Annotated in this window: 9 protein-coding genes and 2 rRNA genes; all 11 read left to right on the top strand. The window is 62.3% G+C overall.

The features are described from left to right. The first annotated feature begins 442 nt into the window (after positions 1-442). The 11 genes from ACAM_RS06115 (at position 443) to ACAM_RS06065 (ending at position 14,285) form a co-directional block, all read left to right on the top strand. A 16S ribosomal RNA gene (locus ACAM_RS06115) occupies positions 443-2,092 on the top strand. 351 nt (positions 2,093-2,443) lie between these two features. Continuing rightward, positions 2,444-6,299 (top strand): 23S ribosomal RNA (locus tag ACAM_RS06110). The 16S and 23S rRNA genes sit together here, the layout of an rRNA operon. Before the next feature lie 319 nt (positions 6,300-6,618). Further along, entirely contained in the window at positions 6,619-7,944 is a 1,326-nt protein-coding gene (locus ACAM_RS06105; RefSeq protein ID WP_022541943.1) for a M20/M25/M40 family metallo-hydrolase, read from the top strand. A 36-nt stretch (positions 7,945-7,980) separates the two neighbouring features. Further along, positions 7,981-9,165, top strand: a complete 1,185-nt coding sequence (locus ACAM_RS06100; RefSeq protein ID WP_022541942.1) for an MFS transporter — start codon at positions 7,981-7,983, stop codon at positions 9,163-9,165. A gap of 57 nt (positions 9,166-9,222) precedes the next feature. Next, positions 9,223-10,107 carry an ABC transporter ATP-binding protein gene (locus ACAM_RS06095; RefSeq protein WP_022541941.1) on the top strand — a complete coding sequence of 295 codons (885 nt, stop codon included), beginning with the start codon at positions 9,223-9,225 and terminating at the stop codon, positions 10,105-10,107. After that, the gene (locus ACAM_RS06090; RefSeq protein WP_022541940.1) at positions 10,104-10,859 is read left to right on the top strand and encodes a hypothetical protein; all 756 of its coding nucleotides are present in this window, start codon (positions 10,104-10,106) and stop codon (positions 10,857-10,859) included. Before ACAM_RS06095 ends, ACAM_RS06090 begins: the two co-directional genes overlap by 4 nt. Then, a complete protein-coding gene (locus tag ACAM_RS06085; protein ID WP_022541939.1) occupies positions 10,856-11,503 on the top strand; it encodes a hypothetical protein in 648 nt (215 codons plus the stop codon). The genes ACAM_RS06090 and ACAM_RS06085 overlap by 4 nt, the downstream gene beginning before the upstream one ends. Positions 11,504-11,723: 220 nt before the next feature. After that, positions 11,724-12,347 carry an archaellin/type IV pilin N-terminal domain-containing protein gene (locus ACAM_RS06080; protein WP_022541938.1) on the top strand — a complete coding sequence of 208 codons (624 nt, stop codon included), beginning with the start codon at positions 11,724-11,726 and terminating at the stop codon, positions 12,345-12,347. Positions 12,348-12,485: 138 nt separating this feature from the next. After that, complete coding sequence (locus tag ACAM_RS06075) at positions 12,486-13,262, top strand: hypothetical protein (protein ID WP_022541937.1); 777 nt, start codon at positions 12,486-12,488, stop codon at positions 13,260-13,262. Further along, the gene (locus ACAM_RS06070) at positions 13,244-13,729 is read left to right on the top strand and encodes a flagellin (protein WP_022541936.1); all 486 of its coding nucleotides are present in this window, start codon (positions 13,244-13,246) and stop codon (positions 13,727-13,729) included. The genes ACAM_RS06075 and ACAM_RS06070 overlap by 19 nt, the downstream gene beginning before the upstream one ends. A gap of 7 nt (positions 13,730-13,736) precedes the next feature. Next, entirely contained in the window at positions 13,737-14,285 is a 549-nt protein-coding gene (locus ACAM_RS06065; protein ID WP_148706449.1) for a hypothetical protein, read from the top strand. Positions 14,286-14,291: the final 6 nt, after the last annotated feature.

Genomic DNA, 14,291 nt, shown 5'->3' with positions numbered 1-14,291 from the left:
TGAACCCCCGGGCTGTAGAGCCCCTCTCCTCCGGGATGAGCCTCCAGCCTCCAGCCGCGGGCACACCAGAACCCGGCGCTGCGCTGTTTAAAGTTTAAACGCTTGGGGGAACGGTTAAGCCAGAAGTAAGACCCCCCCGTAAGTATTATAACCCTCCGGGCTCTAGACTAGTATTCGGCACTGCCGCCCCGCAAGCCTCACCGGGGGCGGCTGGTGCCTGAAGCTTAATCAAGTGGGAGCCCGAACACCCCCGGGAGACTACCTCGGGGAAGTTCGGGCTCGACAGGGCTCTAGGACGGCGCCCTTCTAGGGGGTAGGGGCGGCTACGCTCGCCGCCCCCGTATGGGAGCCTGTAAAAAGGCTCCCTCCCCCCCTCTGGGCCCGCGAGTAGCCTCTCCGCCCTCGGCTGGCCGCCTAGGGGTCGCGGCCAGCCGCGGCCGTAACTCCGGTTGATCCTGCCGGACCCGACCGCTATCGGGGTAGGGCTAAGCCATGGGAGTCGAACGCCCCGCCGCTGCGGGGCGTGGCGGACGGCTGAGTAACACGTGGCTAACCTACCCTCGGGACGGGGATAACCCCTCGGGAAACTGGGGCTAATCCCCGATAGGCGGGGGGTGCCTGGAAGGGTCCTCCGCCGAAAGGGGCCGCGGGGGGTTATCGCCCGCGGTCCGCCCGAGGATGGGGCTGCGGCCCATCACGGTAGTTGGCGGGGTAATGGCCCGCCAAGCCTACGACGGGTAGGGGCCGTGAGAGCGGGAGCCCCCAGATGGGCACTGAGACAAGGGCCCAGGCCCTACGGGGCGCACCAGGCGCGAAAACTCCGCAATGCGGGCAACCGTGACGGGGCTACCCCGAGTGCCCCCCTTGGGGGGGCTTTTCCCCGCTGTAAGTAGGCGGGGGAATAAGCGGGGGGCAAGACTGGTGTCAGCCGCCGCGGTAATACCAGCCCCGCGAGCGGTCGGGGTGCTTACTGGGCCTAAAGCGCCCGTAGCCGGCTCGACAAGTCCCCGCCTAAAGCCCCGGGCTCAACCCGGGGAGTGGCGGGGATACTGTCGGGCTAGGGGGCGGGAGAGGCCGAGGGTACTCCCGGGGTAGGGGCGAAATCCATTAATCCCGGGAGGACCACCAGTGGCGAAGGCGCTCGGCTGGAACGCGCCCGACGGTGAGGGGCGAAAGCCGGGGGAGCGAACCGGATTAGATACCCGGGTAGTCCTGGCTGTAAACGATGCGGGCTAGGTGTTGGGCGGGCGTGCGAGCCCGCCCAGTGCCGCAGGGAAGCCGTTAAGCCCGCCGCCTGGGGAGTACGGCCGCAAGGCTGAAAGGTCCGTGGGAGGGGGTTCTCACGTGGTTAAGTAGAATTGTCACCCTCCCCGGGCCCAGCAAACTTAAAGGAATTGGCGGGGGAGCACCACAAGGGGTGGAGCCTGCGGCTTAATTGGAGTCAACGCCGGGAACCTCCACCGGGGGCGACAGCAGGATGACGGCCAGGCTGAAGGCCTTGCCCGACGCGCTGAGGGGAGGTGCATGGCCGTCGCCAGACCGGCTGTAGGCGCCCGCACGGCACGCTGAATATATAAAAATAAAATAGGAAAACAGAAGTATTAGGAAAATCTTAAGTTCCCTTTACTGTTTAAACATGATTAATAAACGCGCCGTGCGGGTGCCTGGGCTGGGGCGAACTCGTGCCGTGAGGTGTCCTGTTAAGTCAGGCAACGAGCGAGACCCCCGCCCCTAGTTGCCATCCCCGGGGCGACCCGGGGGGCACACTAGGGGGACTGCCGCCGCTAAGGCGGAGGAAGGAGGGGGCAACGGCAGGTCAGCATGCCCCTAAACCCCCGGGCTGCACGCGGGCTACAATGGCGGGGACAGCGGGTGCCGACCCCGAAAGGGGGAGGCAATCCCTCAAACCCCGCCTCAGTTGGGATCGAGGGCTGCAACTCGCCCTCGTGAACGTGGAATCCCTAGTAACCGCGCGTCATCATCGCGCGGTGAATACGTCCCTGCCCTTGCACACACTGCCCGTCGCTCCCCCCGAGGGGGGAGAAGTCGTAACAAGGTAGCCGTAGGGGAACCTGCGGCTGGATCACCTCCCGAAGCTAGGCGGCAGCCGGGGGCGGGCTCGTGAAAGGCCTGTGAGGGGGGTGTGGGCGCCGTCCTAGAGCCCTTTATGGTTGATGTTTAGTGTGTTGGATGCAGCTCAGGAGCCGTGGGCTCCTGGGCGAAGGGCGCGAGAGGGCTAGCCCGGGGTGCTACTGCGTGGATCGCGGTCGAGCCCCGGGGGCCCTGCTGTGAGCGCCGCCTCCATCCACCAGCGGGTGCAGCCGAGGGTCCGGGGCGCCCGTGCGGGGCGCATGGCCGCCCTAGACAGCGCTCCCTGCCTTGGGGGGCTGCTGGGGCGCCTGTACACTGCAGGCCGCCGGGCCCTTGGGGCCCCGCCCAGGCGGGCCTACGGCACCTATGCCGCCCGGGGGATGGCTCGGCTCGGGCGCCGAGGAAGGGCGTGGCAAGCTGCGATAAGCCCGGGGTAGGCGCAGGCAGCCGTCGAACCCGGGATCCCCGAATGGGACTTCCCGCTGCGGGCGAAGAGCCCGCAGCGCCCCCGTTTGGGGGCGGGAACCCCCCGAAAGGAAGCATCTGAGTAGGGGGAGGAAAAGAAACCAACAGGGATCCCCTGAGTAGGGGCGACCGAAAGGGGGAGAGCCCAAACCAATCCCCCACGGGAGGACCGTGGGGGGATGAGGGGTTGCGGCCCTGCGGCTGGGGCTTCGAGCCCCGGCGGGCCGACCCACGGTAGCCGAAGTGGGCTGGAATGCCCCGCCGTAGAGGGTGATAGCCCCGTAGGCGAAACCGTGGGGGCCCGTGCCGCAGGGCAGAGTACCACGGCTTGGTATTGCCGTGGGAAGCTGGGAGGAACCGACTTCCAAGGCTAAATACGTCCCGAGACCGATAGCGAACTAAGTACCGTGAGGGAAAGCTGAAAAGAACCCCGGGAGGGGGGTGAAAAGAGCCTGAAACCGGGCGGCGACATACGGTGCGGCCCGAAAGGGGTGAAACCCCCGAAGGAAACCCGGGCGACCGGGGAGTACGAGGGGGTCGGACCGGGGTCGCACCGTCCGTCTTGAAACACGGGCCGGGGAGTTCACGGCCGTGGCGAGCTTAAGGGGGTCAACCCCGTAGGCGCAGGGAAACCGACAGGCCCGCAGCCGGGGGCGACCCCGGTGAGGGGCGGGGTCCTAATAGGGCCCGGAGTCACGGCCGTGAGACCAGAAACCGGGCGATCTAGGCGGGGGCAGGGCGAAGCCGGGGGAAACCCCGGTGGAGGCCCGCAAGGGTGCTGACGTGCAAATCGCTCCCCTGACCCCCGTCTAGGGGTGAAAGGCCAATCTAGCCCGGAAGATAGCTGGTTCCCGCCGAAGTGGCTCGCAGGCCAGCCCCGCCGGAGGCCGGGCCGTGGGGTAGAGCTACTGATTGGGCGTGCAGGGGGCGTAAAGCCCCCGGCGCCCAGTCAAACTCCGAACCTGCGGCCGCCGTAGATGGCGGGAGTGGGGTTCCCCGGGGTAAGCCCGGGGGCCGAGAGGGGAACAACCCAGACCGGGGTTAAGGCCCCTAAGTGCCGGCTAAGTGCCAAGCCAAAGGGCGTCCCCCGCCTAAGACAGCGGGGAGGTGGGCCTAACAGCAGCCATCCTCTAAAGGCGGGTTACCTCACCCTTCCACGTGTTGGGTTTAACTGATTTGGTATTACATTCTGTAGTTCATGCCAGTATAGGGTAGAAGGCCTATGAAGTCTACACTTGCCTACATCGCCGGGTTAGTGGCTAGTGATGGCAACATAAATCGTTATTATTTACCTTTGGGTGGGGTGCCCGCCGGAGAGGGAGTGCGTAACAGCTCACCCGCCGAGGCGGGGGGCCCCGAAGATTGGTCGGGGCTTAAGCCGGCCGCCGAGACCCCGGGCCGCGGCTCCGATGGAGCCGCGTGCGGTAGGCGGGCGTCGGGGTGGCGTAGAAGCCGGGCCGCGAGGTCCGGTGGAGCCGCCCCGAGCGCGGATCCCGGCGGTAGTAACAGCGAAGCGGGGTGAGAATCCCCGCCGCCGGAAAGGGCAAGGGTTCCCCGGCAATGGTCGTCAGCCGGGGGTCAGCCGGTCCTAACCGGGACCGTAACACGGATCCCGGGAAGGGGAAACGGGTTAACATTCCCGTGCCGCGGGGGTACGCTTCGCGGCAACGCAAGGCCCCACCCCCGACGCCTCGGGGTAGGCGGACCGGGGGCCCCCTTAGGGGGGCGACCCGGCTAACCTGCCGAAGGCCGGGGAGTGCCGTAACGGCGAGAACCGGCCGAAGGGGGGAATGGCCCGCCTATGGCGGGTTCCGCCGACCCCTGGGGCCCTTGAAAAGGGGGTGGGGAAGGATCCCCCGCGCCCGTACCGAGAACCGACACAGGTGCCCCTGGGTGAGCAGCCCAAGGCGTCTGGGGGCTAACCCGGGCCAGGGAACTCGGCAAATTGGCCCCGTAACTTCGGGAGAAGGGGTGCCTGCGGTCCTGGGGCCCGAACCCTGGGACCGCAGGTCGCAGTGCCTAGGGGGGCCTGACTGTTTAACAAAAACATAGCTCCCCGCTAGCCCGAAAGGGTGTGTACGGGGGGTGAGCCCTGGCCACTGGCGGTCCGTGAAACCGGGGTACAACCCGGCGAAGCGCCGCTGAAGGCCGGGAGTAACCCTGACTCTCTTAACGGGGGTTATCCACCGCCAGTCACAGCATATATTAGGGTTTTGGTTTCTTGGCTTCTTATTGAGGATAGATTAGAGTGGATCAGTGTCTACTGGAGGGATATGTGGCGGGAATAATAGATGCCGAAGCTAGCCTCTCAGTAAGCATAAAAATTCAAGAGGATCTAAGATGTCGTGTACGCGTCGATCCTGTGTTCAGTATAACACAAGACAGCAAAGACGTGTTAAACGTGGTGAAAAACTACTTTGGCTGTGGCAGGTTGATGCCGAAACCAGGTCAAGAACATCTAACATTATATGTGGTTGATAGGCTAGAGGCTCTTGCTGATTGTCTAATCCCTAAATTGGATCGTCTACCATTAATCGTCAAGAAAAGAGGATTCGAGATGTTCCGTGAGATTGTATTAACGTTAACCCGAATGAAATATAGACGAGTCGAGTGTTGCGTCATAAGAGACTTGGTATTGAAATCGTACTCCCTATCTAGCCTAAATAAAAAGTCTAAGCGAAAACGCTCGCTAGAAGAAATTTTGAAGATTATTCCTTGTGATAAGGCGGTGGAGCCCCCGGGAGAAAGGTAGCCAAATGCCTTGCCGGGTAAGTTCCGGCGCGCATGAACGGGTCAACGAGGTCCCCACTGTCCTGGCCCGGGGCCCCGTGAACCCCCTGAGCCGGTGCACAGTCCGGCATCCCCCCGCAGGGAGAGAAGACCCCGTGGAGCTTTACCGCAGCCCGGCGTTGGCCCCCGGGTGGGGGTGCGTAGCGTAGGTGGGAGCCTGTGAGCCACCCTCTCCGGGGGGTGGGGAGGCGTCCATGAAACACCACCCACCCCCGCCCGGGGGCCTAACCCCGCCCCGTGTGGGCGGGGGACAGCGTCGGGTGGGCGGTTTGGCTGGGGCGGCACGCCCGCGAAAGGGTAACACGGGCGCCCAAAGGTCGGCTCAGGCGGGTCAGAACTCCGCCGTAGAGTGCAAGGGCAAAAGCCGGCCTGACCGGACCCCTGAAAGCAAGGGGTCCGGCCGGGAAACCGTGGCCTAGCGCACGCTCGTGCCCCCTCGGTGGGGGCCGGGCACGACAGAAAAGTTACCCCGGGGATAACAGAGTCGTCGCGGGCGAGAGCCCCCATCGACCCCGCGGTTTGCTACCTCGATGTCGGCTCTTCCCATCCTGGGGGTGCAGCAGCCCCCAAGGGTGGGGCTGCCCGCCCATTAAAGGGGAACGTGAGCTGGGTTCAGACCGTCGTGAGACAGGTCGGTCTCTACCCGCGGGGGGTGTGGGCCGCCTGAGGGGAAGGTGCCCTTAGTACGAGAGGAACGGGGCGCCGCGGCCTCTGGTGTACCGGTTGTCCTGGTGGGCAACGCCGGGCAGCTAAGCCGTAGGGGGTAACCGCTGAAAGCATCTAAGCGGGAACCCCTCCCCGAAAAGAGGCGGCCGTTGGGCGCCGGCCTCGAGCCGGCGTCCACGAGGGCTCCCGTAGAAGACGGGGTTGATGGGGCGGGGGTGTGAGCCCCGAGGGGGCTTAGCCCCCGAGGGGTGTAGCCCGCCGCTCCCAATCGCCCGAGGCCGTAGGCTGCTCGCCTGGGGGCGGACAGCATGGTGTATAGCTGCGCTGTCCGCCCCTGAGCGGGGTCCAGAGGGCCCGGCGGCGTCTGCTGCTGGGGCCCCAGCGGCCACCCGGAGGGGCGGGGAGCGCTGGGGGAGTTGGCCCTAGCGCCCCGTGCTGTGGGCCGCCCACTGGATCCTCGGCTTGTGTTGTGCCCTGCTGGTGGATGGAGGCGGCGCTCCAAAGCTGCTCTCCTGTTTTATCGGGTATCCTTGCTAGTATAGCCTAGGCTATACTCCATACTTTAACACCTGTATGCACCGTTAGATCCTCCTTGGTGCCCGCGGCTTGGCCAGTGTTGTTGAGCTGCTATCCAGGCTTGTCGAGGTGGAGAGTGTAAACGATCCTTCCGCTAGCAGGTATGTTGGTGTTAGCGAGGGGGAGGAGGTTAGGCGTATTTTGAAGGAGCATACGGGGCTGGACATGGAGCTTGTGGAGAACGAGGGCGTGCCCATACTACTCTACATGACGGGCTCCGGGAGGCCTGTGACCCTCTTCATGGCCCACTTTGACGTAGTCCCCCCGGGGCATGGATGGAGAGTTACCGAGCCGTTCAAGCCCCTAGTGCTCGAGGGGAGGCTCTACGGGCGGGGCGCCGCAGACGACAAGTCCAACGTGGCCGCGATATCGCTCGCCCTCTCGGGCTTCGAGCCCGCCCGCGGCACTGTTGTGGCCGCCTTCACTGGGGACGAGGAGATAGGCGGGGGGAGAGGGGCTGGATGGCTAGCCGAGAGGCTGAGGTCCGAGGGGCTATGGCCGGACTACGTTGTTAACGGTGACGGCAGCATGGGGGCTGTCATAACGAGGAGGAGGAACGCCTTCAACGCTGTAGTGAGGGTCAAGAGGGAGAGCGGGGAGGCCGAGGGGGTGTCGAGGAGCGTGAAAAAGCTGGGGCTCCGGGTGAGGGGGAGGCCCACGAGGCATGCAGCCTACTTCATCCCAGGGGTAGACACCCACCCCCTCCTGGAGGCCGCCGCCCTCGTCAGGGAGGCTGGCCTGCTCGCCTCGAGCCTCAGCGGCGAGTGGGTGAAGAGCAACGTACTCCCCGGGAGCGTAGAGCTCGAGGCTCTAGAGCCTGGCGGCGACGGCTCGGGGGTATACGACGCCGGCCTCACAGCACTCCTAGCAAGCCTCATACCCCTCTCCCGAATAACGCCCACAGGCCTCCTCTACAGCGACTACGGCGTCACGGCGACGCCCAACGTCTACAGGCTAGAGGGGGGCTGGCACGAGGTTGTTGTCGACGTTAGGGCCATGACCGGTGACCGGAGCGTCGTCGAGGAGGCGGTTGCCAGGAGCCTCGAGGAGAGCCTGGGGTCGAGGGTTGAGTGGGAGTACAGGGTCGAGGGTGGGGGAGGCTACCTCTACACCCCCCGCAGCGCCGAGCTCGTGAGACTCGCCCTAGCCATAAACACGTCGCTAGGCCTCCCCGGCGAGCCGAGGGAGGCTGCGGGGGCGAGTGACAGCAGGTACTTCAGCCCGCGGGGCTCCCAGGCTATAGACTACGGCCCCCTCGGCGGCAACATACACGGGCCCGACGAGTACGTCTATATAGGCCATCTTGAGGTTGCGGTAGAGTTCTACAGGCGACTCGCAAGCACGATACACGGGTAGCAGCGCCGAAACAACCCTCCACCGGGGTAGGACGGCTTGGCCCTGCCCGGCCTAGGGCTCAAAGGTAGCCTGCTCCTAGCTCTAGCTGGCTTTGCAGGCCTGATGGACACGGCGTTCCTACTAGGAGTTGTCGCGGCGTATGCCGAGCACCTGGGAGCCTCAAAAGCGGAGGCGGGCTTCATAGCTGGGCTATACAGCATGGTAGCCATACCAGCCAGCCTCGCCGCAGGCCTAGCCGTGGACAAGGTTGGCAGGAAGAAGGCCCTAGTGGCAGGGCTGGCATGGGATACGCTGGCCATAGCCCTCTACACCACCGCCTCCACCCCCGGGGAGCTGGCTCTCTACAGGGCGCTCCACGCCATAGGGGGGAGCCTAGTCTACCCCGCGTTCTTCTCTATAGTGGGAGACGCGGGCGGGAGGGGGAGGGAGGGCTCGGCGGCTGGACGCTACCTGGCGGTGGTGGGTGCAGCTGTCGCCCTAGGCTCGGCCGGGGGCGGGCGGGCCGCTGAGGCTCTCGGATTCCAGAACGCGCTAAGGCTCCTTGCCCTCATACTAGCCCTCGGCACCGCCGCCGCCATAGCCCTCCCCTACAGAGACCCAGGGGTCATAAGGAGGGGCGGGGTAGCCCGGGGCCTCGCCGCCTCCAAGGCTAGGGTGCTAGGGGCGGCGGCTACAATGGCCAGCCTCTACCTGGGCTTTGGAGTGCTAGTAGGCGGTTTATCCACAGCCCTAACAGGGGAGGGGGTAGCTGGGGGTGAGGAGGAGGCATCGGCGGTTGCAGGGATGGCTATAGGCCTAGCTTCCCTAACATCGCTGCCAGCCTTCCTCCTCGCCGGCAGGCTTATAGACGCTGGCCGCGGCGCCCTGGCGATAGCGTCTGCAACTGCCTCAGCGCTAGCCGGTGCCTCGCTTCTAGCCCAGGCCCACTCCGCCGGGGAGGTAGCCCTCTTCGCCGCCCTCTACGGCCCCCTCATAGGGGCTGGCATGACCCTCAGCACATACCTGGCCATAACAGTCCCTCCATGGTCGAGGGGCACCTCAGTAGCGGTGCAGCAGGTGAGCAACATACTTGGAGTAGCCCTGGGAGCCCCCCTCGGCGGGATCCTAAGCGGGGCCATGGGGCTCGAGGGTATAGCTGTTGGAGTCTCCTTAAGCACGCTCCTACTCGCCTTCTCCTCCCTCCTAGCCCTCAGGGCGGCGGGGGCGAGGTCCTCAGGTTAAATCGGCCCAACCAACACAACACTGTGGTGTGGCTAGCCCTCAGGGGGCGGTGAGCTCTTGGACGCAGTTCTAGAGGCCGAGGGTATAGTTAAGCGGTACAAGGGTCAGACGGTGCTCGACGGGGTTAGCCTAGAGGTAGGCCGCGGCGAGGCGGTCGGCCTCGTGGGCCCCAACGGCGCCGGGAAGACAACGCTCATAAAGGTCTCGCTGGGCCTGGCTAGGAGGGACGCTGGTAGGGTGCTGCTCAACGGCCTAGACCCGTGGAGGGAGCCCGGGGCTAGGGAGGGGGTGGGGGTTGTGTTTGAAAGGCCTAACCTACCCTCCTCCATGCCGGTGGTGGAGTTCCTCGAGTCCGCGGCGGCCGTCTACGGCTCCAGCCCCTCCAGGGTTGACTGGGCTATAAGGGCTGTGGGGCTCGAGGGCCACGAGTGGAAGGCTTTCTCGGAGCTGAGCGCGGGGCTCAAGCAGAGGGCAGCGATAGCCCACGCACTCCTAGGCGAGCCCAGGTTCCTCGTAGCCGACGAGCCCACCTCAAACCTAGACCCCCTGGAGAGGAGGGAGGTCCTCAGGCTCCTAGCCAGGCTCAACAGGGAGCACGGCCTATCCCTCCTCGTCTCCAGCCACGTCATAGTAGAGCTGCTGAGAGTCGCCACGAGGATATACGTGCTCACAGCCGGCAGGCTGGCGGCGAGGGGGAGGCCGGAGGAGCTGTTCAGGAGGGCCAGGCTAGCGAGGCTGAGGACCTCAGACCCCAGCCGAGCCGCAGCACTGCTCAGGAGCCTAGGCTTCAGCGCGGTGGAGGACGGGCTGGGGGTTCTAGTCAGGGTCGAAGAACCCCTGCCGGGCTTCTACCAGGCGTTAGCACATCTCGCCAGGCAGGGCGTCGAGGTCCTCGGCGTCGACCTAGTGGAGCCGGGTGTGGAGGAGGCGATGGCCGGTTGAGCAGGCCGGGAGCGCTGAGGAGGACCGGGGTAATAGCCCTCGTCGACCTTATGGACACCCTCAAGCCCCCGGGGCTGGATGTCCTCGTAGTTATAGTTGGTAGTCTAGCCTCCGTCCTCGTAGTAATCCAGCCCTTCACAAGCGCCTCATACATGCTGAGCTACGCCCTAGACCCCACGCTCTTCGCGGCAACCATATTCCTAGCCCTCCGAGGCGCCGCGGGTATAACTGGTATGATGGAGAACGGGCTGCTCCAGCTACTGGCCTCCTACCCTGTCAACAGGCTCCACCTAGCCATAGCCCTCTACACCAGCAGAGTGCTAGTACCCAGCCTGGTTATACTAGGCGCGCCGACAATAGCTGTAGCCATAGTCATGCTGCCCGTGGCCATAGGCAGCCCCGTAGAGTACCTATCCACATTCCTAGCCTACACAGTCCAGGCGGTCATGTACGGCTCCTTCTTCATGCTAATAGCCCTTGCCACCCGCAGCCCCGGGACGAGCGGCATACTGAGCGTGGCGTTCTACTTCGCATACATAGTAGTAGCCTCGACACTCCTCTACCTCCTCGGCAGGGTGACCGGGAGCCAGATACTGGTGGACCTGGGTACGGCCTCATACCTCCCAGGAGTGGTGGTGCTCTACTACGGCGGGGGCGAGATACAGCCCTGGCAGCCCCTCCTAGTACCCCTGCTAGCCCTGGCAGCCGCCTCCTCAGCCCTATCATACTTCACCAGGAGGCTAGAGCCTTGAAGACGGGGAGGATACTCGCGGGCCTAGCCGCCAGACTGCTAGCGGCGCTAGGCGTTATACTGATAGTAGCCGGCCTAGCCGCCAGCCTCTGGGGAGTCAAGACCGAGAGCATCTGGTCAGGCACAATACCAGTGGGCACCGGGGGGGCCGCGGTCATAGCAGCCATGCCCACAGCATCCTCAGGCACGCTGGATGTACGGCTGGAGGGCGTGGGCCGGGCCTACCTCCTCACAGTCTCGGGAGACCCCCTCATGCTGTTCGACGCCCTGGCGGCGATAAACATAGAGATAACAGGGAGAAACGTCGAGCCAGACATAAGGGCTGGTATAGTCTATGGGTGGGGCGTGGTGAAGGCTAGCCAACAGACGATACAGCTCCTACCCACCATAGGGGCTGTCGAGGAGGTGGAGCCGCAAGCCGGGGTAGCAGAGGCGGAGGCGAGGATAAAGCCCGGCACGTCGCTAGCCATAGTAGCAGTACCCCTCGGCAGCGAGATAGGCTTCACCCTGGATTACAAGGTTGAAGGCTACTCTAGAACCCCTGAGCACATGCTCATAGCCGCAGGCACAGCCACAGCACTCGCAGGGCTAGCAGCCTACTCTAGGGTATCCCGGAAAGCTGCAGCCCAGAGCAAGACCAAGTAAATCCCGCAGGCGGCAGGATCCCCCTTTTAAACTAGGCTCACCCGCTGTAATACCGTTTTTGAACACCCGGCTAGACGCAAAAACCGGGGGAACGAGCCTCCCAGATAGAACTCCCTTAAATACTTGTGGACGGCCGGGTATTACGCCACGAGGATCAGCCTCTACAGAACAAAGAGACTATCTATTATAACTGGCCCAAGCGACAAAAGGGTGCGAGATCGTGAGGCGGCGTAAAGGTATTGTGGGTATTGAGGCTGCGATAGTTCTGATAGCTTTCGTGATAGTGGCTGCGGCGCTGGCTTTCGTCGCCCTGAACATGGGTCTGTTCACCACTCAGAAGAGCAAGGAGGTCATGCAGAGGGGTCTTGAGGAGGCTACCTCCGCCCTTGAGGTTGACGGCAGCGTAATAGCCCATGTAGCCACAGGGAGCGTTGACGCCGTAGCCGTCCCCCTCAAGGTATCGCCCGGCAGGGAGGGTGTTGACATGTCGGTTGATAAGGCTACTGTCAGGGTTATGCTGCCGAGCGGCTTCTACGAGAACGCCTACTGTGGAGTCTTCGACGGCAGCACCCTAGCCGACAGCAAGCTTTCCACGATAATAAATGACACCACCATCGATGGAGCATGCACAGCTGGATTCGCTTACCTTGTGATATTCAACGGCGATGGAGACAGTGTACTGGAGCATGGCGAGAAGGGCCTACTGGTCATGGAGCTACCAGCATCGCTAAACAGCTATGATGAGTTTAAGGTTGAGATAAGGCCTATCCAGGGGGCTGCCCTGACGGTAGAGAGGATGATTCCCGCCTCCCTCCCGACGGATGGTGCTGTGAGCCTTGGCTAGCCAAAAACAATTTTTTTGTAATATAAAACATTTTTTTATAATATTATTTGTAAGTTTAAGGTAGATTGCTTCGATGACGCTTGGAGAGGTGTGGAAGCCGACCTGGGTAGTTGGAGGGAAGCACTGGGGGTGGCCAGCATGGGAGGTGGGGACAGCGACAAGGAGCTTAAGGAGCTTCTTGAGTCCCTAAGAGAGGTTGTTCTAGAGCTTAGGAGTATGCTTCTTGAGTCTAGGAACCCTTTGAGGAAGGTTATGGTTGATGAGGGTGAGGGCAATGATGGTGAGAAGGGGGGTGAGGAGGAGCTCGCCCCTGTAAGCGCCTCCCCCAGGATATTCACACCCAACATCCCCTTGTCTAGCTCGTATCCGAGATTATCTCAGGCAACAAGCCCTGGAAGCAGCGAGAATAGCAGCTCACATACCCCTAAGCCCCAGAAGGCTATTGAGACCCCGGGTGATAATAGCGGTAGTGAAAGTGAGGCCTCTAGAGAGGATATGGAGGGTCATCCTTTCGAGGCCGATAGTTTCGAGCGCTTCGGGAGTGTTTACGAGGCCACCGTCAAGAATATCTCTAAGCCTGGTGGAGTGGGTGGTCACCCCAGCATTGCTGATCTGGTAGATGTTGCCAAGACTCTCTGGAACCTAGGAGAGAGCATGCCTCCAGAGGTCCTGGAGAAGATAATTGATTTGCTAGAGGCTTCGGGGCAGCTTGATGGGAGGAGGAGGGAGGTTGTTAGAAAGTATATAGACCTGATGAGGGAGGCCAGGAAGCTAGGCCTCACACCCGAGGAGCAGATCATAGCTGTCTACAGCATAGCTAGGAGCCTTGGGGTCAGGGATGAAGAATTTGAGAAGGAAGTGTTTAGGCTTGTGGTGAGGCTTCTTGGTGGTAGGAGATGGGAGAATCAACAGTAATAGCCCACGCCCTCCTCACCATAGTTGCGGTGACTATGGCCAGTCTTTTCGCGGGGATAGCAATTTTCAGCTCGTACGAGATTGGAAACTCTCTCCAGTCAATCTATAAGAGCATATCCGATAAGATGAGGACGGAAGTTACCCTGGTCTACATAGTGTACGATGATGCGGGCAATGTATACAGGATATATTTAAAGAATACTGGTCTCACCCCGATGACTAATCTCGAGAGAATGGAGGTTTTCCTCGGCCCATACGGTGGCGAGCTCGACTACTACACCTATAGCACTACGGGGGGCCAGGGTACCTGGAGCTACGTTGAGCACGGCTCCCAGGATGGGGTATGGGACGTGGGCGAGCTCATCGAAATTGTGGCCTACCCTCCATCTGCGTACGCGAACCCGGTTAAGCTTATACTCGTAACCCCCACCGGCGCGAAGATGTCGTTCGTAGAGCCTGCGGGGTGACTGGGCGGTGGGGGTGTCTACCGCCGTTTCGGGGGCTATAGTGGGTATAGCGCTTATCGCTGTTCTCGCCCTGGTAGGAGGCTATCTAGTATCCTCAGTTGACACGCTGGTTGCAGAGAACTTCAACGAGAAGATAATGAAGGAAAACATGTACTCTGGCATTCAGCTTGAAGTGTACAGGGTTTACGTGGACCAGTTCGATATACCAGAAGCGGTTGAAATAATTAATACAGGATCCAGGCCGATATGGGATTTCGCGTCGTCAGACCTCATAATAGTCTTCAAGAATTCTAGGACGGGTATCACGCTCTCCCTCCCCCTCGACTACGGTGCTGAATGGATGCCCACACTCATAGGAAGGATCGACGCTGACAGGGGTATCACATACGTTACATACATCGGCGGGGAGCCTGTATACCCCGGAGAGACAATCGTCCTCGACATAAACCTAAGCCAGAGCACAAAGAATACAATAGTTTCTCTAGAGATGGACGAGGTCACAATAATCTTCACCTACTCCACAGGCTCGAGAGCACTATTCTCATACCTAAGGTGAGGAGCC

It is taken from the genome of Aeropyrum camini SY1 = JCM 12091, from assembly GCF_000591035.1.
Taxonomy (GTDB): Archaea; Thermoproteota; Thermoprotei_A; order Sulfolobales; family Acidilobaceae; genus Aeropyrum; species Aeropyrum camini.
The sequence above is the reverse complement of the archived record's forward strand: the minus strand, read 5'-3'. Positions and strand labels throughout refer to the sequence as shown.

Coding starts and splice junctions, on each gene's coding strand:
- ACAM_RS06070 (WP_022541936.1), top strand. CDS start 13,244: ATGGGAGAATCAACAGTAATAGCCCACGCCCTCCTCACCATAGTTGCG.
- ACAM_RS06075 (WP_022541937.1), top strand. CDS start 12,486: ATGGGAGGTGGGGACAGCGACAAGGAGCTTAAGGAGCTTCTTGAGTCC.